We start from the raw sequence: 21717 nt of genomic DNA on the forward strand, positions 1-21717 counted from the left end.
GAAGGACGATTTTTTTCACAACTTTTTTTATTCAAAAAAAACAAAAAAGCAGGTCTAAACCTGCTTTATCCGAAAAATCTTTTCAGAAATCAATTTTTCAATTCCTTATTTAGAATCAATTAAAATAGTATTTGCATTTAATTTTAGATATTTTTGTCTGAAATTAATAAAATACAAAGCATATGGGATGTAGTGGATGTAGTATGAATACTGATGGTGACCGCCCCGAAATGCTAGGCACCTATGATTGGCTGAAGGACTTACCAGATACAACACATTTATCAGATATTGTTGAAGTTCGGTTTAAGGGAACCCGAAAGGAATTCTTCAAAAACGAAGAGGGGCTGCCACTCAAAATCGGCGATTTGGTGGTGGTAGCCACAACCCCCGGGCACGATGTGGGAACTGTCTCGCTGGTGGGAACACTGGCCGAGAAACAATTTGCGCGCAAAATCAGAAAGCCGGACCGGTACCAGTGGAGCAAGATCTATCGGAAAGCAACAACAGCTGACAAAGAAAAATCGGAAGCAGCCCGCAAACGGGAATATCCGGTGATGGTCCGGGCACGCCAACTGGCAAACGAGCTGAATTTGGACATGAAAATTGGTGATGTTGAATTTCGTGGCGACAATTCCAAAGCCATTTTTTATTATCTAGCAGAAGGACGCGTCGATTTCAGGGAGTTGATCCGGTTGTATGCCCGCGAATTCCGAATTAAAGTTGAAATGAAGCAAATCGGGGCGCGACAGGAAGCCGGCCGTATTGGCGGAATTGGATCGTGTGGACGCGAGCTGTGCTGCTCAACCTGGCGTACTGATTTTGACAGTGTAACATCGGATGCGGCTCACCAGCAAGGCTTGTCGCCCAACGCTGAAAAAATGGCCGGGAAATGTGGCAAACTAAAATGCTGCCTGATGTACGAGTTGGACACCTACCTGGAAGCGCAGGAAGATTTCCCCAACGAATTGCTGGCGCTTGAAACAGAGAAAGGTTTGGCTCGTCATTTCAAGACGGAGATTCTGAATAAGAAAATCTGGTATACGCTGAGTGAAGTCTACGGAACCAAGCCACTGGTGTTGGATCTGGAGGATGTAAAAAAAATCATTCAACTGAACAAACGCGGAAAAAGGCCGCCCATTGAGCAATACCTGGCACCGGAAGTGAAAGCAGAAAATGAAATGAGTGTGGGCTCGGTGAACGACTCCATTCTGGAAGCACAAAAGACTCAGAAAAAACGGAAGAAGAAGTTCTCTAAACGGCCAAATCACCGAAGAAGGAACATTGATACGAAGTCGTAAGTTAAAAGGCCTTGAGGTTAAGTCACCTGGAGGCTTTTTACTTTTTCCGGAAACGTAACACCTTCGGGTACAAAGGCAAGTAAAAATCCGCCCCCACCCGATCCCAGCAATTTCACTGGAATACCTGCCCCCAGCAAATCCCCTACAATTTGGCGAAAATGAGCTGGAATCATTTCCTGGAGATATTCAATCTGGAAGGCGGAAAGTAAACTCAGCTGCTTGAAAAGTTCCCGGGTTTGTCCAGTCAACAAGGACTGGATCGCCAGATCATTGGATGGCAAAAATTCACTTCGAAAACGCTCTTCAAAGAATTTATCCTTCATCTTATCCAAAAACAAACGCACAAGCGGCGCAGTTGGACTTTTTACTTCTGTATCAAGCAGGTATACCGAGTAGCCAGGCGTTTTCAATTGAGCTGGAGGCAAATCAATTTGCTTGTCTGCCAACAACACCGGCCGGTTAACGAAGGATACCAAAGGATCGAACCCAGAACTCTGACCATGGAAATACGCTTCCATCACCGAGAAATCATGTTTCAACACGGATAGCAGGTTCTTCTTGTCTTTCACCTCTTTCAGGTCAAGATGATAGTTGCCATAGTGCTCATAAATAGCCGCACACAATGCAGCGGAACTTCCCACGCCATATTGCAGCGGAATATCCGACTCGAAATACAGTCCCCTTTCCAGGTCCTTTTTGATTTCCTCCAGATGAAGGGGAAAATTCATGTTTTTATTTAATTGGTGGTGATGAAAGTAAGATACGAAGCGGTCGAGCTCAAGCTGACTGTTTTTAAAGTTGTCTGGTGCGTTTTCACTGACAAACTCCAGGCTTCCCTTAAAATGAGAAAATGGCACGGCTAATGCCTTTGCACCAACCATCAGTCCATACTCTCCAAAGAGCAACAATTTTGCATTAAATCTTTTCATCCATTTAGCTTCCTTGGCCCGTTACCGATGCAGTCGTCCAGCCAATCACCATTTTCGGTTAAAGACAGCAATTCACCCTCAATAAACTGATGAACCATTTGTTTGTCTTGCTCAAAATAAATCAGGTGAATGTTAGGACCAGCATCAATTGTAAAACCAACAGCTAATCCCGTTTGTTGCCTAAACGCACGGATTTTTGCTATTACCGCCAGGCTGTTTGGCTGCAATAAGATAAAGGAAGGATCGGAGGTCATCATCAGAGCATGCAGGCTGAGTGCTTCTTTTTCAATTAATTGAAAGAACCGCTGATGATCTCCGGTTTTCATTACCTCTAGCAACTGACGGAGATGGCTATTGGCTTGGGCAATCCGCACGTCTTTAAAATCATGTTCATTCATCATCTCATGGCCTGCGGAGCTGGAAACCTGCTTCTTGGATGAATCGACCAGCAACACAGCATCGCGCAACGACTGGTAGGCTGGATGAAACTTTTCGGTAACTGGAATGGCGTTACAATCAGTCGAGTTGGGGAAACCTTCGAGCCGGCCCCAAAGTGCAAAAGACGAAAAAACGGAACGGCATGCGCTTCCACTGCCCAAACGCGCCCAGCGCGAAGCTTTCTGAAAGAATTGCTGGGTTGTAAACTTCTTTTCCGTAACCTGCTGCTTCAAATCAACCAGGCAAAGGGCCAGCGCTCCATAAGCTGAGGCCGACGACGCAATTCCAGTTGAATGAGGAAATGTATTTTCACTTTCGATGTAAAAAGCGTAATTGTTCAGCCAATCATGCTCCAGTGACATGGCGGCCAGGTATTTTTCCACCCGCTCTGTAAAGAACGAAGTTTTTCCCTCAAACAAAAACTCCACTTTCCGACGGCTGGCAGGCTCAATGCGAACGCTCGTTTTGGTTTGGGCTTTTTTCAAACTAAAACTCAACGAGGGGTTCATTGGCAATTGTCCCGGCTTCTTTCCCCAGTACTTCACCAATGCAATATTAGACGGGCATTCCCACGAAGCTTCATATGATTTTTTCATCATCATCCAACATCAACGATTATTTAAGACCAGCGCTTTCCAAGGAAAAATCACTTGTAATCCTTTTTCCCCGAAGTACTGCAAAACATTTTTTTTATCCATAGCAGTCGCCGCCAGATAAAAATCGCCACCCCACGCACCCAGCGACTTAATTTCTCCATTAAAATCAACAAAATAAGTCGACTTGACTGTTGGAACTTTCAATAGCTTTGAAACCAACTGCTCGTGAGCAACCAACGACTGCTGAAAGTCAATCAGCGTTTTTGACTGGCTCATCCGCTCTGAGATGGCGTTGATCTCATCCACCTGAGCAGCACTTACGGCTCCATGCTTTAAAAAACGCCGGACTTCGCTGCGAGTATTTTTTTTGGCTCCTGAATAGACAAAATAAAGCTGATCAAGAAATGGGTAATCCAGATCCACCGGTTCGGGCTTTTTATTTTTCTGATAAAAAATTGGCCCGTCAGCTGATGCACAGGCAATATCAAAGCCGGAACCATGAAAAATTTTTTCATTCAGTTCAAAAGGATCAACGCCGGCCCAGGAAGCCAGGTTGGCAATCATGGTGCTGCTGCTTCCGAATCCCCATTGGCTGTGAAAATCAATCTTCGTATAAATATCGAGCCCTCCATTCAGCTCAAACTGTGGGTTCATCTCCACAACCGCCTTCAAGGCATCTTGCAGAATCAGCGCTTTCTCCGTATCTGAACTGTGCACAATTCGCAAATCGGGCAGCTTGAAATCACAGGAAAACCACAAGCCTTCGTTCATAAAGGCCTTCCAGCTAACCACCTGCTGACGGCTGCCAGCTGCAACTTCCATTTGCTGTCCATATTGTAAAGGCAAAGCAATGGCTTTAGCACCATGCAGAACAAAATATTCGGCGGTCAGCAATAACTTCCCGTTAGCATGATAGGTGTGTTTATCGTCAGGCATGTTCACTTAAATATTTTTGTACTTCGGAAAAAGAAACTTCCCGGTCCTGAAAGTAAAGTCTGGCGGCCTGTTTTTGTTCACCCGATAGTTGAAAACTGCTTAAAATATTGCTCAGGTGCATTTTCATGTGCCCCTGCTGGATTCCGGTGGTCACGAGTGCTTTTACCGCTGACCAGTTGGAAGCCAAGCCTGCCACTGCCAGGTAAGTCATCAATTCTTTCGCGGACGGTTCTCCTAAAATTTTCATGGCTACCTTTGCCAGCGGATGAATGCTTGTTACGCCGCCAACCACACCAACAGCCAATGGTATTTCCAAGCTGAAGCAAAACTGCCCGCCCGATAGTTCGGCATAACTAAGTCCGCTGTAAACACCTTTTCGGGAAGCATAGGCATGAGCACCCGCCTCAATCGCCCGGAAGTCATTTCCGGTGGCAATCGCCAGCGCGTCAATGCCATTAAAAATTCCTTTATTGTGAGTGACGGCCCGCGAAACGTCGCGCCGTGCGATATGAACTGCCTGCACAAATTTATCTGCAAATATGCGTGCCTGATGTCGATCGGTTTCGAGCTCCGAAACCGGACATTCAACCCAAACCTTTACCCGGCTGTTGGGTGCATAGTTGGATAAAATGGCCATGATGATTTCCACGTGTCTTTCCTCATCATGAAAAGCTTCGTTTTGTCGGGCCCAACTTTTCAGGGTCCGTCCAAACTGCTCCAGGCACGAATTGATAAAATTAGCCCCCATGGCGTCACAGGTCTCAAAAGCCACATCAAGTTGGTAGTAATTCGGTAAGACTTCGGGCAAATGCTTCAGCTCAATGAGGGTGATGCCGCCGCCCCGCTTGGCCATATTTTCGGTCAGCGACGCTACCTCACCGAGCAGTTGCTCTTTGAGTTGCGGGAAAAGCCTGGTCAGGTTTTCAGGAGTTCCGTTCCAGTTAAAATGAAGCTGTCCTTTCTTTTCCGTTCCAATCACTTTAGCATGAAACCCGCCTCGCCCTGCCCAGAATCCAGCGGCCTTTGCCAGTGCGGCAACCACCGAGCTTTCTTCGGTAACCAAAGGGAAAGCCAGGAATTGCCCGTTAACCAAAAAGTTGGGAGCCACTGAAAAAGGCAAGTGAAAATTTGACAGCTGATTTTCGCTTAAATCGTCAATAACAGATTGAAGTTCGTGATCTGATAATTCAAAGCACTTAAGAAAATCGGCCGTTGACTGATCCAAATTCAAGGCTTCAATAAGCCACTGAACTTTCTGAAACCGACTCAATTTTGAAAATCCACGTATGAATTTAGGCTCCGTCATATTCCGGGTTTATTGTCAAAAAATGTTGCGCCAAACGGTAGGCCATCAGTTGATTCCGAATAAAGGTCTTCAATTCATTGTAATCGCCTGTTGCATGTTTTAAAACCGACGACGCCATGCCATAAACAGCAGGTAATTGACTCAAGGAAACCAAATGGTAACCATCCAAATAGTTTTTTATTCCTCCTGAAATAATCAGTTGCCGGCACTGTGGCTCCCCCATTTCCTTCAAAAGCAGGTTGACACTTTTCACCATCTGATGTGCTGTTTGTCCTACGAACGCAAAAGGCTGATACATCTCCTTAACGGCCAGATCATCACGCATCAGTTCGAGCTTAGAGAAATTGGTTCCGCCATACGCCGCAAACTCTATCGCAGCCAACGGAAGTTTCAACAATCGTTTCAAACTTTCATCGCCCATGCCCTGCCCCACCTCTTTTACAATCAATGGAATGTGAATGCGCGACATCAGCTGTTCAATTGTTTCTATCGGTGGCTGCTCAATGCGATCGCCTTCGGGCTGAAACCACTCCTGCAATGGATTTACATGCACGATCAATCCGTCGGCTCTCAGCCCGCCAACCAAATCAATAATCGCTTTTTCATTGTGTTCTTTCAGCAACTTTTCGACCTGGGCAATACCGAGGTTCGCCCAAAATGGCTGATCCGGGCCAATGGTGTCACGCATGTCAAAATCGGCCCAATGTGTTTGATCGAATAAGATTTTCCGGCAGGATCCCAATCCCATTCCAAATCCAAAATCACGGCACGCCCGGGCAACGTTTTTATTTATTTTTTCAGCAACGCCGGTTCCTCCAGTCATACTCGAAACCCAAAACGGTGCCCGAACCAGCTTTCCTAAAAACAAAAATGGTTTGTCCTCCTGCGTGGGGTGAGCAGCCAGCATGGGTTCATAAAGAAACCGCTGATCCTGCTCAGGCAGTCCCGTGTGCGAGTCGAACGCCAGTTGAATATGATCCAGTTTGCGATCTTGTGTCATTTCAATCTTTTAAAATCGAACGCGAAATCACCATGCGCAAAACCTCTGAAGTGCCTTCACCAATAGAAAGCAAGCGCTGATCACGGAAAAAACGCTCGATTGGATATTCATCATTCCGAAACAAGCCGGCACCACCAAAAATCTGCAGGGCCTCGCTGGCTACATCGCTTGCTACCTGCGAACAATACAATTTAGCCATGGCTGCCTGGGTTCCAAACGGCTGTCCGTTATCTTTCAACCAACAGGCATTGTATAACGTGTTCCGGGCATTTTCAATCTTCATGGCCATATCGGCCAATTTAAACGAAATTACCTGGAAATTAGCCAGCGCTTTGCCAAATTGTCTGCGTTTTTTTGCGAAACTCACAGCCATTTCAAAAGCGCCCTGTGCTAATCCCAGCCCCATTGCCGCAATTGACAAACGTCCGGAATCAATGGTTTTCAACATGATTTTTATTCCCTGGCCTCGTTCGCCCAACATATCGCTGGATGGAACATGGCAATTATTCAGGTAAACCATACCATTATCGGCAGCCCGCCACAACAGCTTATTTTTCATGAATTCGCGGGTATATCCCGGGGTTCCTTTCGAAATCAAAAAAGCGGTAAACTCCTTCCGTCCGTCATCGCGCAAGCCTGTTTTAGCTACAAAACTAATTCCTGCTGACATCTCTGAAGCGCCGTTGGTAATGTATTTTTTGTGGCCGTTAACCAACCAGCCATCTTCCTTCTCTTCGGCAACTGTTTCTACTCCCTGTGCATCCGAGCCCGCATTTTCTTCCGTTAATCCAAAGGCCCACAAGCTTTCGGCAGTACATAGCGGCGGCAGATATTTGGCCTTTTGGTCTTCGGTTCCAAATTCAAGGATTGGCCCGACCCCCAGCGAATTGTGCGCTGCTAAAGTCGCCGCCACCGAACTATCCACGCGTGCCAGCTCTTCAACGGCAATGATGTACGACAAATAATCACTGTCCTGCCCCCCATATTTCTTTGGGACATGCATTCCAAAGAGGCTCAAGCTCTTCAGTGAACGAATCAGCTCTGTCGGAAACTGCTCGTTGGCTTCAAACTCGCCAATCACAGGCTTAACGTACTTCTCTGCAAAATCCCTGACCTTTGCCCGGAGTGCGTGATGAGTTTCGTTTAAAAATGCGTTCATATCGATTCTTTTGTTTTTTACGATTCTAAATCCACCAATAATTCTTTGTCTTGCACCAAATGCCCTTTGGCAACATGTATGTTTTTCACCACGGCATTTACCGGGCTTTGTATTGTAAATTCCGATTTCATTGATTCAATCACCAATAAATTCTGCCCTTTCTGAAGCACATCACCAGGCTTCACCAAAACAGCAACCACTTTCCCAAAAAGGTCGGCTACAACCTGATCGGTTTTCAACTCGTTCCGATCAACTTCAAGCTTATTTAAGCGAACCTCGTTCGCAACATGATTACTCCTTAATTGGCACCTCTTGCTGTTTAACTGAACGATGGTCGCCTTATCTTCTTCGGAAATAAAGATAGTAATATCTTTTTCATTTATCTGAAATTCAATGAATGAACCATTAAATTGACAATTTCTTAAATCATACTCCCGGCCACTCCAGCTCAATTGTAGGGCGCTTTCCTTCTTTTCAACCTGCATTTCATGCCAGTCGTCTCCGATTTTTATTTTAAAGCGGGCCATCATTCGCCAATAGCCCATGGCTTTCCAAACATTGGTTGATTCCGTTGGACGATAAAAATGATGCAACAAATACCCCGAAAGCATCTGTACAGTAACCCAATCTTCAGCCTTACTCTCCATCGAACGGATAATTTCGGGCAATTGCACTTCAGCCAAACGCGTGTCGATTTCATTTTTCTTAAACGCTTCAAGATTCAAAAGCTGACTCAGAAACTCCTGATTTGTTTTAAGCCCGGCCAGATGTAATCTGTGAAGTGATTCCTGCAATTTAGAAAGGGCAGCCGCCCGGGTCTCGCCCCAAATAATCAGCTTTCCTGCAAGCGAATCGTAGTTTGATGACAGCTGCATTCCTTTTTGAAGAAAACTATCCCAGCGGACGTTTTGAGGAATACTCATTTCCCCCACGACTCCAGATGTTGGCCGGAAATTCTGCAGCGGATCTTCGGCACATATCCGGAGTTCAAAAGCATGTCCTTTCACGCTCAGGTCATTCTGCTGTAAACTGAAACTGTCGCCAGCCGCGATCTTAAATTGCCATTCTACCAAATCCTTTCCGGTAATCAACTCGGTAACCGGATGTTCCACCTGCAGTCGGGTATTCATTTCCAGAAAATAAAAATTGGCTGCTTCATCCACCAAAAACTCGATTGTTCCGGCACCACGATAGTGTATACTTCTGGCAATCTCCAATGCCGCCTCATAAAGTTTTTCTTTTAAACTGGGTGGAACCGACTGAGCAGGAGCCTCTTCAATCAGTTTTTGATAACGTCGTTGAATACTGCATTCACGCTCAAAAAAATGACAGGCATTCCCTTTTCCATCACCCATCAACTGCACTTCAATATGACGCGCTTTTGGCAGAAATTTCTCGACAAATAATTCGCCATTTCCAAAATATTGCTGGGCCTGCCGTTGCGCCTGCTGTAAAGCCAGTGGCAGATGCTCCAAATCGTGAACCACTTCCATTCCTTTTCCGCCTCCGCCACCAGATGCTTTGACCAAGAGCGGGAATTCCAGCTCATCGCAATGAATTAGGATATCGCTGACAGAACCTGCCAGACTTGGTATAACAGGAATCCCGATCGCTTTCACGAACGCAATGGCTTGCGTTTTTTCGCCCATCAAACGGATTTGTTCCGGTGTGGCGCCAATAAAAACAAGGCCAGCCCGCTCCACCTTTTCGGCAAATTCGGCATTTTCTGACAAAAAACCGTACCCTGGATGAACGGCCTGAGCCCCCTTTTCCAAGGCAAACCGGATCAGTTTCTCCTGATTGAGATACGTTTCGCTTAACTGACTGCCTTCAAGCAGAACAACTTCATCAGCAAGGGTGACGTGCAAAGAATCCACATCATCGGAAGCATAAACAGCTACCGTTTTGATGCCCATCTTTCGAGCAGTCCGCAAAATACGAACAGCGATCTCGCCCCGGTTGGCAATTAATATTTTATGAAAGGGGCCCATTAATTTTCAACGACATTTAATTTTTGCCAGTCCGGTTTTCGTTTTTCCAGAAAAGCACGTAAGCCTTCCTGACCTTCATCGGAATGAACCAAATCAGCCAGCACTGCCGCGGTGTATTCACTATTTTCAGTCGTTAACTCTCCTGCCTGAGACTTTAGCAGCAATTGCTTACATGCCCGGAGCGCTTTGGGCGACGAGGTCTCCAGCCCTTTTATTATTTCGCCAATTACTTTCTCCATCTTGCCTTCATCAGCTAAAAAATCGATCAAGCCAATCAAGTGTGCTTGTGAAGCTCCAAATTGATCTCCCGAAAACATCAATTTTTTCAAATTCTGGACCGACACCCGTTTGGTCAAAAAGGGCGTGATGGTGGCGGGGACAATTCCCAATTTAATTTCACCAAAAGCAAAAGTGGTTGAACGCTCTGAAACTGCAAAATCACAAGCAGCCATCAAGCCATTGGCTCCACCCAATACATTGCGGTGGACAGCTGCTATCGTAATTTTGGAAAACTGATGAATTTCTTTCAGTAATTCGGCCATACGAAGGTATTCTTGCCAGTTATCCGACTTGGCTTTGTTCACTGCTTCAGCAAACCAATTAATATCCGCTCCGGCGCAAAACGACTTCCCCTCACCCGACAGCACCAAAAACTGAACCTGCTCCATTGCGGCAACATCAGCCAGTGCTTCATGCATTTCTTCGATCATCTCAGGATTCAGTGCATTGTGCACTTCCGGCCTGCTTAACACCAGGTTAGCCCGGCGTCCGCTGATTGTCAGTTGTATATTCTTCCAGTTTTTCATTTTCCTCCTTTTTTACATTCTAAAAACTCCGTAATTGGGTTTCTGAATGGGTTGATTAAGCGTCACCATAAATGCCAAAGCTAAGATATCTCTTGTTAGCGCAGGATCCAAAATGCCGTCATCCCATAAACGGGACGAACTAAAATAAGCTGTACTTTCTTGCTCAAACTGTTTGACCAAATTATTGTGGTTCCCAGTTTCTGTAATGGTTTGCAACACACCTGCTGCCTGCTCTCCGCCCATCACTCCAATACGTGCGTGGGGCCACATAAACAAGAAATCGGGGTCGTATGCACGGCCAGCCATGGCATAATTCCCGGCACCAAACGAGCCACCAACCACCACCGTTATTTTGGGAACAACAGAATTGGCAACCGCATGAATCAGTTTCGCCCCATCGCGCGCAATGCCCTCATGCTCATATTTTTTCCCAACTACAAAACCCGTAATGTTCTGTAAGAACAACAAAGGAATCTGCCGTTGGTTACACAGCTGAATAAAATGAGCGCCTTTTCGGGCACTTTCTGCCGTTAAAAAACTCTGATTGCCGATAATTCCGACGGGAATACCTTTCAGTCTTGCAAAACCGGTCAGCAAAGTTTTTCCATAGTTTTCCTTGAACTCCTGGAAATCGCTGGCATCAATCAAGCACTCTAAGATTGCCCGCATATTGATTGGCTTTTTCAGATCGGTTGACAAGTAATCGTACAACGCCTCAGCAGGATATTTCGGGGATTCAACCGGTATAAGTTCAGTCTTTCGTTTTGAAGCCACCGGCAAAGTATCGACAATCCGGCGGCAAATTTCAATGGCCTGCATATCATCTTTGGCCAGGTGGTCCGCCACTCCGGAAACTGAGGTATGTACTTCGCCCCCACCCAACTCTTCTGCAGTAACTTCCTCTCCGGTAGCTGCTTTGACAAGCGGAGGGCCACCAATAAAAATAGTCCCCTGCCCTTTTACAATGATGGTTTCGTCGCACATGGCTGGCACGTAAGCACCACCTGCTGTACACGAGCCCATTACTATGGCTAGCTGCGGAATACCCTCTGCCGAGAGTCGTGCCTGATTGAAAAAGACGCGGCCAAAGTCAAACCGATCCGGAAAAACATGGGCCTGCTCCGGAAGATAAATGCCTCCCGAATCAACCAGATAGACACAAGGTAAATGGTTCTTCAGGGCGATTTCCTGGGCACGGACGTGTTTCTTAATCGTTTCTTTGATATAAGTCCCACCTTTTACAGTGGCATCGTTGGCAACGATCATACACTCACGTCCATTGATCAGTCCAATGCCAGTAACGATTCCGGCTGAGGGAAAAGCATTGTCATACTGATCGAAAGCTGCAAATGTTGAAAGCTCTAAAAATGGTGTTTGTGGGTCGATCAAGAGGTCGATCCGTTCACGGGCCAGTAATTTTCCACGTTCCTGATGCTTCTCAACTGCTTTTTGCAAGCCATGAGAGCTGACCTGCAACATCCGCGCTCTAAATTCAGCAATTACCTCCTGATAATCAAAGACTTTAATCTCACCTTCTGAAAACCTGTTTCGCGTTTTATTTTGTTGAGCTTTACCCATATTGTCGTTAAACAAATTAAAAATGGAAAATCTCTTACTATGACAAAATACTAGGCTATTAGTTCACTGGCCACGCTTAAAAAAATGTCTCGTTCACTAAAATAATCTTAAGGAAGAAGGCAATGTCGAATGGCCCTTTCATTATTTTAATTACAAAACGAGCAATTTCACCGGCAAATAATAAGTCCTGGTTCGGCTCAAGCAACGCCAGCAGGGAATCCTACACCAGGCAATTCGGTTTAATTTTCCTGATTTTCTCCGAGTAATCCAACGTTATCACCCTGGCCTTCAAGTTTTATGATACGGACCTTGTGAAAAGTATTTTTCTGAATGTCATTACCTTTGAATCGAACCGGAATGTAATGTTCGCCATACCCCGAAGCAAATCCACGAGAATCAACTTTTTCAACCAAAACTGTCTGCTCACGACCAATAAAACGATTTAGATAGTTGACACGCAGTTGTTCTGAAGCTTCACGCAGAATAGCGGAACGTTCTGTTTTTATGTTTTCGGCAATCTGATCTTCCATTCGTTCGGCCCGGGTTCCTTTGCGAACCGAATATTTAAAGGTGTGTACGTGGCTGAAATTGAACCGCGTGATGGCGTCCAGACTTTCCTCGAAATCGGTCTCGCTTTCGCCCGGGAACCCAACAATCAGGTCACTGGTAAAATTAAAATCGGGCCGCTTTGTCCGAAAGCGATCCACAATATCTGCAAACCGGTTTAAATCGTACATGCGGCGCATGCGGAGCAAAACCTTGTCGGAGCCGCTCTGAAGGCACAAGTGCAGGTGTGGGGCCAGCTTTGGATGTTCAAACAGGTCGTAAAACCGATCGCCAAAGCCGTCGGGTTCGAGCGATGAAATGCGAACCCGAAAATCGCCGGGAACGTTCAAAATCGCTTCCAGCACATCTTCAAAGCGCTTGTCTTCCCACTCATAGCGACCGATATTGACACCGGTAATCACCAGTTCCTTAAATCCATTCGCCAAGGTGTCTTTCACATTCTCAATAATTTGTGGCAACGGACGACTGACTGCCCGCCCCCGTACTTTTGGAATGATACAGAATGTGCAAAAGTTATCGCAGCCATCCTGGATTTTAATTGAGCTTCGGGTATGTAAGCTTCTGTCGACTGTATTAAACTGAAAAACATCGCCTTCCAGATTTGAGGGGTGTAAAATTTCACCTTGAAAATGGGCATCAACCAGCTGTCGGATGCTGGCTTTCCGCTCGTTATCAACTACGTAAGTGATTTTAGACTGTCCCTCCAGCTTTTCTTTGTAATTATTGGCCATACAGCCGGTAACGACCACCATTGACCCCAGGTTGTTCCTGGCAGCTTGGCTGATGGTATTTCGGGACTTCTGATCGCTTTGATTGGTAACCGTGCAGGTATTGACAATCACCACGTCAGCCGCATCTTTAAAATCAACGATTTCATATCCGGCCTGATCAAAATCGGAAACCAAGGCATCGGTTTCGTATTGATTCAAACGGCAGCCCAATGTTTTAAAGGCAACTTTCTTCTTTATCGCATTCATAACTCCATCTTTTCTTCCTGTAAAACTAACTCACCGCTTAATGAGAAATCAGCAGCTGAGGTAATTTTCACTTCCACGATTTGGCCCATCAGTTCACTCGCTTTTCGGTCGAGCCGAACATTCAGTTTACCTTCGGTTAAACCCGTGCTAAAACCTGTTTTTCGGTCTATCCCATTGACCAGCAGACGCAACGTTTTGCCCACCAACTGCTCGTTGTAGTTGCGGGTATGAATTTTCATTACTTCGGACAGACGATGGAACCGATCTTTTTTCACATCCTGTGATATTTCATCTTCCCAGCGATAGCTCGCTGCCCCCGGACGCGGCGAATACATGGCAATGTAGGCCATATTGAAGTGGAATTCGTTCATCGCATCAACTGTATGCTGAAACTCCGTTTCGCCCTCGGCTGTAAAACCCACAATAATATCGGTAAACAAAGTAGCTTGGGGTATCAGTTCGCGAATGTCGTGTACAATTTTGCGATATTTATCCATCGAGTGACGGCGGTTCATTTTAATGAGCACTTTTTCATCACCACTCTGCATGGGCAAATGAATTTGTTTGGCCAAACACGCATATTCAGCAATGACTTCAATCACATCGCGCCCCATGTCCTGCGGATGAGGTGACGTGAAGTACACCCAAAATTCTTTGCCGGAGGATTTTCCGTCTTCACCAATTTTCCGGAGCAATTCGGCAAAGTTGATCTCTTCACCATCTTTATCCAGTCCGTATGAATTAACGTTTTGTCCCAACAAGGTAATGGACTTGTAGCCCTGATTCACCAAATGCCGAACCTCTTTGATAATATCATCCGAAGGACGCGACACTTCGCGACCGCGTGTGTATGGAACAGCGCAAAACGTACAGAATTTATCGCACCCATTTTGGATGGGTACAAAGGCCTCGTAGGAAGACTGGTATTTGGGTTTAATGTGCCACAAATCAACAATATGCTCATTCTTAGGCATGACCGGCTGTGGTGCTTGCAGCGACGCCGCATTGACCACACCGTAATTCCGGATCATATCAGGCAACTGGCTCAGCTCGCTCATCGGAAAAATAAGATCAAAAAGCTTCAGGAATTTTTCTTTGTCAGCCGGCAAAATACAGCCCGAAATAAACGTAATGAGGTTTCGGTTATTCTTAGCCCGGTTCCACTGGGCAATTTTATTGTACACTTTATCAATTGGCTTTTGCCTGACTGAACAAGCCAGCATGCCCAACAGGGTTGCCTCTTCCTCATTTTCGGTCCGCTCGTAACCCATCTGTTCCAACACAGCGCTTACGCGCTCACTGTCCGACAGGTTCATTTGACAACCCAGTGTAATTAAGTGGTACTTCATCAATTAAATTTCAAGTTTCAAATTCCAAACTCCAAGGCAGCTTAAGACCGAGTGTAAAAGGCTCAAGTTTGCTTTTCTTCGTTCCTGGTTTTCAGCCTAGAAATAGACTTCGCAATGAATCTGATCGCGATCGAAGCCCTTGTCTTTCAATAATTCGAGTGCGTCAAAAATCATGTTGCTATTTCCGCACAAATAAAATTGCGTGGTTTTATCAAACGTTGTCTTCTTTAAATACTTGGTCAAACGCCCGTGCACTTGCCCACTTCTATCGCCGGTAGTACACAAAATGTGACGTTCGGGTTCATACTCATCTTTATCGTAAGCCTCGTGTCCGTAACGCACGCCATGAACAATCTGATAATCCAGTTGTGGATAGGTGCGCACCATGCTGCGAAACGGAGCGATCCCTGTTCCACTGGCAATAAACACAAATTTATGGTCGTTAATTTTTTTCTCATCAATGCGGAATTTCCCAAACGGGCCGTTAACCTCTACCAAATCACTTGGCTTTAAATGGCTCAGCTTTGGTGAAAAATAACCTTCCTTGACTTCTTTTACCAACACTTCCAAATGCTCATCATTTTCGCCGCTGTAAATGGAATATTCCCGGCTCTGGTAGTCGCCCTGAATTCCGAGTGAAATGTGTTGCCCGGCCTTAAATGTAAAACGGCTTTTTGGCAGACGTAGGGAGAAAGTTTCATCTGTTAGTCTCCTGACCTCTTTCACTTTGTAAAAACTTTCATCAATCTTAATTGCTTGCATAACTTCTATCGACATAGCATCTCTATTTTGGGCTGCAAAGGTAATTATTTCATCTAAAAAAGACATCCAAATCTGTATTTATCTTTGCTAACCGATTATAATCTTAACTTAACCGATAAAAAAGCCGTTTGTTTCTGGCAATTGTCCTATTTTTGATAGAAAATCTGCATTCATGAAAACACTCATCATTTATATGTCAACCCACGGCTGTACAAAACAGGTTGTAACTGAATTAGCCGAACAGCTCAATGGAGAGGTGACAATCAAAAACCTCAAAGAAGATAAAAATCCTGATTTCCAGAATTATGATCGTGTTATCATCGGCGGATCCATTCATGCAGGACAAATTCAGCGAAAAATTCGTGAGTATTGCGAGGCACATCTGGAGAACCTTGGGCGGAAGCAGCTCGGACTCTTTATATGCTGCATGTATGAAGGCGATCAAGCCTTTCAGCAACTCGAAAATGCTTTTCCCGAGAAGCTGCACCAATATGCTAAATCAGAGGCTATTCTAGGAGGTGAATTCAACTTTGAAAAGATGCGCTTCTTCGAAAAACTGATTGTTCGTAAAATCGCCAAAGTTGAACAATCCGTGAGCAAAATCGACCACGAAGCCATCAAAAACTTCGCAAAAAAAATGGATAAGACTTTTTCTCCATTTGTTACCCTGATTTAGCAAAAATTAAAAAGCCAGGTAAAACTCCTTGGTAAGTTCGCGGTATACGCCAGAATATTCTCCCGTTGATCTATCGCGAATGAAAAACGTAGTTTCGTGCAATTCGGCCTGCACCCTGGAAAGCTCTGCCAATATGCGGTGAGCGCTTTTTGTTTCATCAGACGCCACTCTGACCATGCGAACCACGTGTAGATTTAAGGCAGAAGCCAGCTTCAACAATCGTTCCTCTTTATCTGCTGGCAAAATCAAACTAATCTTGCCACTTTCCGAAAGTAGCTGCTCTGCTTTTTCCAGCAATTCTTTTAAACTTAAGCTATCTGAATGGCGGGCCTGGGTTCGCTTCCTGTCATTCGATTTTGGTGAATTTTCGAAAAATGGCGGATTGGAAAGAATGTGATCGTATTTGGTTTTGGCCTGAAAATCCTGAAAAGCTCCAAGCGACAGCGAAATCCGGGAAGCCCATTTTGAATTCTGAAAATTTAATGCCGCTTCACTTGCCGCTTCCGGTTCCAGCTCCACTGCGTCAATGATTGCACTGGAACACTGAGCTGCCATGAGTGCTACCAATCCGGTTCCGGTGCCAACATCCAATACCCTGCCGGCTCCATTCAATCCGGCCCAGGCGCCAAGCAACACGCCGTCTATCCCTACCTTCATGGCCGATTTCTCCTGAATTACTCGGAATTGCTTAAACTGAAAAAAGTTGTTGCGTCCCATATTGGAATTCTGAACTGGTTTCTACTAAATGCTAAAAGTACAAAACGGGCCAATGCAAATATTACCTCATTGTTAATTCGCATGCTTTCGGCAATCATTTTTCAGACTTGCGAAACGCGACTAAAGCTATTTTCTACTTTTGCACGCACTAAAATAAGAGCGGGTAGTACAACAAGAGAAAAACAAGCATGAAAAAGAGAGATTATTACTTTTTAGCCCTTCTATTTTGCCTGATTATTTATGCCACGCTGTATCGGACATGGAACAATAAAGCAGATAAAATCAGCTTGGAAGAAACTCAAAAACCCCAAATCACCAACGAAATTCAGGCTCTGGAGACGGACTCAATTCAGAGCAATACAGATAAAGTATTAAAAGCCGGAGCCTGATCAACAACAAATTCACCATTCTGTTGCTCGCCCGGAAACAAAACGCTATTAACCCTTATCTTCAAATCTCCAGGTTTTCCTTACGATTTTTCTGCTTGTATTCCGTGGCGGTCATGCCATACATTTGGCGAAAGCATTTCCGGAAGTGCGACAAATCCTTGAACCCAACAGCATAAGCAATTTCACTGACCGTCATTTTGTCTTGCTCGATTAGTTGGGTAGCCCGCTTTAGACGTATACTCCGGATAAATTCTTTTACTGTCATATCCGTCAATGCATTGAGCTTGCGGTAAAGCTGCATCCGGCTAACTCCCACTTCTTGTGCAAAACGCTCGATATCCAATTCAGTATCAGCAATATTATTTTCAACAACCTCAACTGCCTTGTGAAGAAATTTCTCTTCAGGCGACGAAATGATGATATTCCGGGGTTGAAGTGTAATTTCTCCGGAGTATTTCTGCTTTAGCGAATCGCGAATCGACAGCATGTTTTCGATTTTAGTCTGCAGGATCGACAAATCAAATGGTTTGGTGATGTAATCGTCGGCCCCACTCGACAGGCCTTTAATTTCGTGTTCCTTGGAATGAAGAGCAGTGAGCAACAAAACCGGAATGTGTGAGGTGCGCTCGTCCTTCTTTACTTTCTTACAAAACTCATAACCATCCACATCAGGCATCAAAACATCACTAACAATCACATCAGGCACAGCTCCCAAGGCTAAATTCCAGCCTTCACGTCCATCGCCGGCTTCGAGGACCTCGTATTTCGACGCAAAATGGCTTCGGATCAAAGTCCTGACATCCGGATTGTCCTCCACCACCAGCATAATGCGCGAATTCAACGCGCCGGCAGATTGGTTGTTGTCAATGATGGCAGTCTTTTCGGTTTCAGACAAGTCTGGCTCAACACCATGAACAGCAGTCGCGTCACTACTTTCCTTTTCGTACGGAATCCGGAAGGTAAATTTGCTTCCTTTGCCGGGTTTGCTTACAACAAAAATCTCCCCTCGGTGCAGCTTAACCAATTCTTTAACAAATGACAAGCCGATACCCGCCCCGGTTTGCTCTTTCTTTTCGTTGGCCTGAAAAAAGCGATTGAAGATTTTCGAGGCATTGGTTTGAGAAATACCCTGACCGGTGTCGCGAACAGTAATTTCGATGTATTCGCGATCTGGATTTTCACGGGACAAATCTTCTTCACTCGGGTCAAAAACCAACGACAGGTTAACCGAAATCCGTCCGCCTTTTTCAGTGAACTTGAACGCGTTGTTCAATAAATTATTCAGTATCTTTTCAATTTTATCGGCATCAAATTGCGCGGTCAAGTGTTTTTTAAGGGTGTTGAATTTGAGTTGGATCCCTTTATCTTCGGCATATCCCTGAAACGACGCAACAATATCTGAAACAAAAACGACAATATCACCCTGTCTGAGCTCCAGTTTCAGGTTGCCAGATTCGAGCTTTCGAAAATCCAGCAACTGGCTAATCAGGCGATCCAGATGTCTGGTATTTCGGTACATGATATCCAAATGGGCCTGAACATCTTCATGAGGCAGTTTTTGAGCGATCAACTTTTCAAGCGGTGCCAGAATCAAGGTCAGAGGTGTTCGAATTTCGTGCGAAATATTCGTAAAGAATTTCAGCTTTAGCATATCCAGCTCGTGCAATTTGCGCGCTTTCATCCGTTCTAAAATCAATTCGTTTTTTATTTTCTCCCGATAAAGAAAAAACTGAACCAGAAAGTAAATTAAAACCCCAATAACCATCAGAATAAGCGCACGAAACCAAACGGTTTTCCAAAATGGCGGAAGAACGGTTATCAGCAGTTGCAGCTCACTTCCGGCTTGTTCGTCACCGGGAACGACGCGTTTAATATGCAACATGTAATCATCCGGATTCAGGTTGGTGTAGGTAGCCGTCCTGCTTGTGCTGGGCTCGTTCCACTCTTTATCAAATCCTTCAAGATAATAGCTATACAGGTTATTATCGCTGTTTATAAAATTCAAAGCCGCGAATTCGAGGGTAAATACATTCTGGTCGTAGAGTAAAACCAAGTGGTTGGTTTCAGAAATGCTCTTCTTCAAAATTGGATTTTTGCCTGCTCCAATATCAACCTTTTTATTGAAAATCCGAAAATCAGTCAGCACAAGTGGAACATCATTGTTCTCACTTTTAACTTCAGAAGGGTTGAAGATATTAAAGCCTGAAACACCTCCAAACAAAAGGCTTCCATCAGTTTTTCTGTAGGCAGCTCCATACGAGAACTGATTATTACGCAAACCATCTTTACTGGTATAATTCTGAAAAGTCTCACTAATGGGGTCAAACTTTGATAAGCCGTTTGAGGTACTGACCCATAGCTTTTGTTGATTATCTTCAAGCATGCACAAGGCTTGGTTATTCGACAAGCCATCGTCGGTATTGTAATAACGGATCGCCCCGCTAATACTTGAGTATTGTGCAATTCCACGATCGAGCGTTGTTATCCAGAAACGACCGCCTGAGTCTTCCAGAAACGAGCGGGAATGCTCGTTAAAACGGGCCATCTTTTTACTTTCATGATGATAAACAATAACCTCGTCGGTTGTACCCAGCCAAATGTTGTTGTACGAGTCTTGTTCAATCCAGTTCACCTGTTCGTCTCCTGCCAATTCATCATAATGGACGAACTGCTCTGTCTGCCAATCAAAACGGTCAACACCAGCCGACGTTGCCACCCATATATCCCCTTCATTATCAAGCAAGAAATCCCAAACACGGTTATCAGCCAGTGTTCCCACTGTGGACGGATCAGCCTTGTAGTGCTTCATTTGCTTCGTGTTCAGATTCAAGACATCAATTCCTCCAAGGAACGTTCCAATCCATAAATTCCCCCGGCGATCATCCTGAAAAGCCTTGACGCAATTGCGTGAAATCGAATTAGGATCGCTGGGATTGGCCATCAGGTAGCTGTATGATTCGGTTTTCGGATCATAAATATTCACACCGCCATCTTCTGTTCCAATCCAGATTCTATTTTCGTCATCAATCCAAAAAGCATAAACGATCGCACTATTCAGGTATTTATCGCTTTCGTCTGACGGATGAGAGCTGAAGTTATGAAAGGCCTGCTTGCTTTTTGCCAGCAAGTTCAGTCCTCCGCGCGTGCCAATCCAGGTTTCGCCACGCCGATCATGCAAAATATCCAATACCGAGTTGTTTATCAACGAGCTTTGCTCTCGTCCGTCGTGCTTGTAAAAGGCCGTCATCCCTTCATCTTTGTGGAAAACGTACAGCCCTCCTCGGGTTCCAATCCAATAGTTACCAAAGGCACCCACTGAAATAGACCGAACGGTTTCAGTCCGTTCATATTCCGGCTCCAGCCTTACGGATTCCACCTCTTTCGAAATAGGATCGACAATAAAGGCTCCGTTGGAATAAGTCCCGATCCAAATGCTGCCATCGGGATCCAGAAAAATCTCCCATATCTCATCGCGTTGTTCTTTTAAGGGCAACTGAACCTGCTCAACAGACTGGTCTTTAGGGTTGATGACAAAAACACCCGCATTTGTTCCAACCCACAATTTTCCAGACTCATCAAATTCTAACACGCGTACAAATTCACCTGCCAAATTCACAGGGGCACCAGGCTGCGACACGGCTGAAACATTTCCCAGGGTATCAACAAGCAAAACATTATTATTCGTTCCCAGCCAAAGATTTCCTTCAGCATCTTCCTCGATATCATTGACCGATACTTCTTTACCCTTGAACAACGGATGATTTTCGTACGGATGATAAAAAACTTCCAAGGCACGATCAAACACATTCAAACCACCATTTTCGGTTCCTATGAGCAAATTTCCATGCCTGTCTTCACAAATCACCCGCACGAGCGTGCCGTTCAGACTCAGGCTGTCATCTTCCGAATGCAGAAAATTTACAAACTGGTAGCCATCAAAACGACTCAACCCCTGGCTTGTTCCAAACCACATCCATCCTTTCTGATCCTGATAAATATTTTGGATTTGATTATTTGGCAGACCATCTTCTTGTGAAAAAGAATCGAAACTCATTTCATTTTGGGCCGCAAAACCAATGAATCCAATACCGGTAAGAATCAGCAATAAAAATAACATCCCGATAGCTAAATCCGGTCTGTACTTCCTATTCCTATAATTATTAGAAGTGTCCATTTTCCCCCTCCCTTATCGCACACGCGACCGGAGCAAAATAATGCTTATTTTGAAACATTTGCAAATTAA

Annotated in this window: 17 protein-coding genes; 3 read left to right on the top strand and 14 right to left on the bottom strand. The window is 45.0% G+C overall.

Annotated elements, in window-relative coordinates:
- Positions 1 to 182 precede the first annotated feature (182 nt).
- Positions 183 to 1298, top strand: coding sequence for a regulatory iron-sulfur-containing complex subunit RicT (gene ricT, locus AAC033_RS03710; RefSeq protein ID WP_339735525.1), 1116 nt, complete (start codon positions 183 to 185; stop codon positions 1296 to 1298).
- A 17-nt stretch (positions 1299 to 1315) separates the two neighbouring features.
- On the opposite strand, the gene AAC033_RS03715 is transcribed toward ricT, so the two are convergent.
- The 12 genes from AAC033_RS03715 to AAC033_RS03770 form a co-directional block, all read right to left on the bottom strand.
- Positions 1316 to 2227, bottom strand: a complete 912-nt coding sequence (locus tag AAC033_RS03715; RefSeq protein WP_339735527.1) for a hypothetical protein — start codon at positions 2225 to 2227, stop codon at positions 1316 to 1318.
- Positions 2224 to 3267 carry a diphosphomevalonate decarboxylase gene (gene mvaD, locus AAC033_RS03720; RefSeq protein ID WP_339735529.1) on the bottom strand — a complete coding sequence of 348 codons (1044 nt, stop codon included), beginning with the start codon at positions 3265 to 3267 and terminating at the stop codon, positions 2224 to 2226. The genes AAC033_RS03715 and mvaD overlap by 4 nt, the downstream gene beginning before the upstream one ends.
- A gap of 6 nt (positions 3268 to 3273) precedes the next feature.
- The gene (locus AAC033_RS03725) at positions 3274 to 4197 is read right to left on the bottom strand and encodes a GYDIA family GHMP kinase (protein ID WP_339735531.1); all 924 of its coding nucleotides are present in this window, start codon (positions 4195 to 4197) and stop codon (positions 3274 to 3276) included.
- A complete protein-coding gene (locus AAC033_RS03730; RefSeq protein WP_339735533.1) occupies positions 4190 to 5503 on the bottom strand; it encodes a hydroxymethylglutaryl-CoA reductase in 1314 nt (437 codons plus the stop codon). The genes AAC033_RS03725 and AAC033_RS03730 overlap by 8 nt, the downstream gene beginning before the upstream one ends.
- Positions 5490 to 6503: an isopentenyl-diphosphate delta-isomerase gene (locus tag AAC033_RS03735; protein ID WP_339735535.1), complete on the bottom strand. Its 1014-nt coding sequence runs from the start codon at positions 6501 to 6503 to the stop codon at positions 5490 to 5492. The genes AAC033_RS03730 and AAC033_RS03735 overlap by 14 nt, the downstream gene beginning before the upstream one ends.
- 1 nt (position 6504) lies before the next feature.
- Positions 6505 to 7662, bottom strand: a complete 1158-nt coding sequence (locus tag AAC033_RS03740; protein ID WP_339735537.1) for an acyl-CoA dehydrogenase family protein — start codon at positions 7660 to 7662, stop codon at positions 6505 to 6507.
- Between the two features lie 17 nt (positions 7663 to 7679).
- Positions 7680 to 9653 carry a biotin carboxylase N-terminal domain-containing protein gene (locus tag AAC033_RS03745; protein ID WP_339735539.1) on the bottom strand — a complete coding sequence of 658 codons (1974 nt, stop codon included), beginning with the start codon at positions 9651 to 9653 and terminating at the stop codon, positions 7680 to 7682.
- Entirely contained in the window at positions 9653 to 10459 is an 807-nt protein-coding gene (locus AAC033_RS03750; RefSeq protein ID WP_339735541.1) for an enoyl-CoA hydratase-related protein, read from the bottom strand. The genes AAC033_RS03745 and AAC033_RS03750 overlap by 1 nt, the downstream gene beginning before the upstream one ends.
- Positions 10460 to 10471: 12 nt before the next feature.
- Positions 10472 to 12037 carry a carboxyl transferase domain-containing protein gene (locus AAC033_RS03755; RefSeq protein WP_339735543.1) on the bottom strand — a complete coding sequence of 522 codons (1566 nt, stop codon included), beginning with the start codon at positions 12035 to 12037 and terminating at the stop codon, positions 10472 to 10474.
- Between the two features lie 239 nt (positions 12038 to 12276).
- Positions 12277 to 13581 (bottom strand): tRNA (N(6)-L-threonylcarbamoyladenosine(37)-C(2))-methylthiotransferase MtaB, encoded by a 1305-nt coding sequence (mtaB, locus tag AAC033_RS03760; RefSeq protein ID WP_339735545.1) that lies wholly within the window; start codon positions 13579 to 13581, stop codon positions 12277 to 12279.
- Positions 13578 to 14930 carry a tRNA (N6-isopentenyl adenosine(37)-C2)-methylthiotransferase MiaB gene (gene miaB / locus AAC033_RS03765; protein WP_339735547.1) on the bottom strand — a complete coding sequence of 451 codons (1353 nt, stop codon included), beginning with the start codon at positions 14928 to 14930 and terminating at the stop codon, positions 13578 to 13580. The genes mtaB and miaB overlap by 4 nt, the downstream gene beginning before the upstream one ends.
- Before the next feature lie 96 nt (positions 14931 to 15026).
- A complete protein-coding gene (locus tag AAC033_RS03770; protein WP_339735550.1) occupies positions 15027 to 15707 on the bottom strand; it encodes an FAD-binding oxidoreductase in 681 nt (226 codons plus the stop codon).
- Between the two features lie 157 nt (positions 15708 to 15864).
- Here AAC033_RS03770 and AAC033_RS03775 point away from each other — a divergent pair, with 157 nt between their 5' ends.
- Positions 15865 to 16368 (top strand): flavodoxin domain-containing protein, encoded by a 504-nt coding sequence (locus AAC033_RS03775; protein ID WP_339735552.1) that lies wholly within the window; start codon positions 15865 to 15867, stop codon positions 16366 to 16368.
- Positions 16369 to 16374: 6 nt separating this feature from the next.
- Here the strand turns inward: AAC033_RS03775 and AAC033_RS03780 are convergent, their stop codons facing one another.
- A complete protein-coding gene (locus AAC033_RS03780) occupies positions 16375 to 17085 on the bottom strand; it encodes a methyltransferase (RefSeq protein ID WP_339735554.1) in 711 nt (236 codons plus the stop codon).
- Positions 17086 to 17273: 188 nt separating this feature from the next.
- Between AAC033_RS03780 and AAC033_RS03785 the strand changes: the two genes are divergently transcribed.
- Positions 17274 to 17474: a hypothetical protein gene (locus tag AAC033_RS03785; protein WP_339735556.1), complete on the top strand. Its 201-nt coding sequence runs from the start codon at positions 17274 to 17276 to the stop codon at positions 17472 to 17474.
- Between the two features lie 61 nt (positions 17475 to 17535).
- On the opposite strand, the gene AAC033_RS03790 is transcribed toward AAC033_RS03785, so the two are convergent.
- Positions 17536 to 21591, bottom strand: coding sequence for a two-component regulator propeller domain-containing protein (locus AAC033_RS03790; protein ID WP_339735558.1), 4056 nt, complete (start codon positions 21589 to 21591; stop codon positions 17536 to 17538).
- Positions 21592 to 21717: the final 126 nt, after the last annotated feature.

Source organism: uncultured Sunxiuqinia sp. (assembly GCF_963974515.1).
Lineage (GTDB): Bacteria > Bacteroidota > Bacteroidia > Bacteroidales > Prolixibacteraceae > Sunxiuqinia.

Bases quoted from the DNA above. Each gene is read 5' to 3' on its own strand.
- AAC033_RS03790 (WP_339735558.1), bottom strand. From the start codon at position 21,591: ATGTTATTTTTATTGCTGATTCTTACCGGTATTGGATTCATTGGTTTT.
- AAC033_RS03715 (WP_339735527.1), bottom strand. From the start codon at position 2,227: ATGAAAAGATTTAATGCAAAATTGTTGCTCTTTGGAGAGTATGGACTG.
- AAC033_RS03745 (WP_339735539.1), bottom strand. From the start codon at position 9,653: ATGGGCCCCTTTCATAAAATATTAATTGCCAACCGGGGCGAGATCGCT.
- AAC033_RS03755 (WP_339735543.1), bottom strand. From the start codon at position 12,037: ATGGGTAAAGCTCAACAAAATAAAACGCGAAACAGGTTTTCAGAAGGT.
- ricT (WP_339735525.1), top strand. From the start codon at position 183: ATGGGATGTAGTGGATGTAGTATGAATACTGATGGTGACCGCCCCGAA.
- AAC033_RS03770 (WP_339735550.1), bottom strand. From the start codon at position 15,707: ATGTCGATAGAAGTTATGCAAGCAATTAAGATTGATGAAAGTTTTTAC.
- mtaB (WP_339735545.1), bottom strand. From the start codon at position 13,581: ATGAATGCGATAAAGAAGAAAGTTGCCTTTAAAACATTGGGCTGCCGT.
- AAC033_RS03775 (WP_339735552.1), top strand. From the start codon at position 15,865: ATGAAAACACTCATCATTTATATGTCAACCCACGGCTGTACAAAACAG.
- AAC033_RS03780 (WP_339735554.1), bottom strand. From the start codon at position 17,085: ATGGGACGCAACAACTTTTTTCAGTTTAAGCAATTCCGAGTAATTCAG.
- AAC033_RS03730 (WP_339735533.1), bottom strand. From the start codon at position 5,503: ATGACGGAGCCTAAATTCATACGTGGATTTTCAAAATTGAGTCGGTTT.
- AAC033_RS03740 (WP_339735537.1), bottom strand. From the start codon at position 7,662: ATGAACGCATTTTTAAACGAAACTCATCACGCACTCCGGGCAAAGGTC.
- AAC033_RS03785 (WP_339735556.1), top strand. From the start codon at position 17,274: ATGAAAAAGAGAGATTATTACTTTTTAGCCCTTCTATTTTGCCTGATT.
- AAC033_RS03735 (WP_339735535.1), bottom strand. From the start codon at position 6,503: ATGACACAAGATCGCAAACTGGATCATATTCAACTGGCGTTCGACTCG.
- AAC033_RS03725 (WP_339735531.1), bottom strand. From the start codon at position 4,197: ATGCCTGACGATAAACACACCTATCATGCTAACGGGAAGTTATTGCTG.
- miaB (WP_339735547.1), bottom strand. From the start codon at position 14,930: ATGAAGTACCACTTAATTACACTGGGTTGTCAAATGAACCTGTCGGAC.
- mvaD (WP_339735529.1), bottom strand. From the start codon at position 3,267: ATGATGATGAAAAAATCATATGAAGCTTCGTGGGAATGCCCGTCTAAT.
- AAC033_RS03750 (WP_339735541.1), bottom strand. From the start codon at position 10,459: ATGAAAAACTGGAAGAATATACAACTGACAATCAGCGGACGCCGGGCT.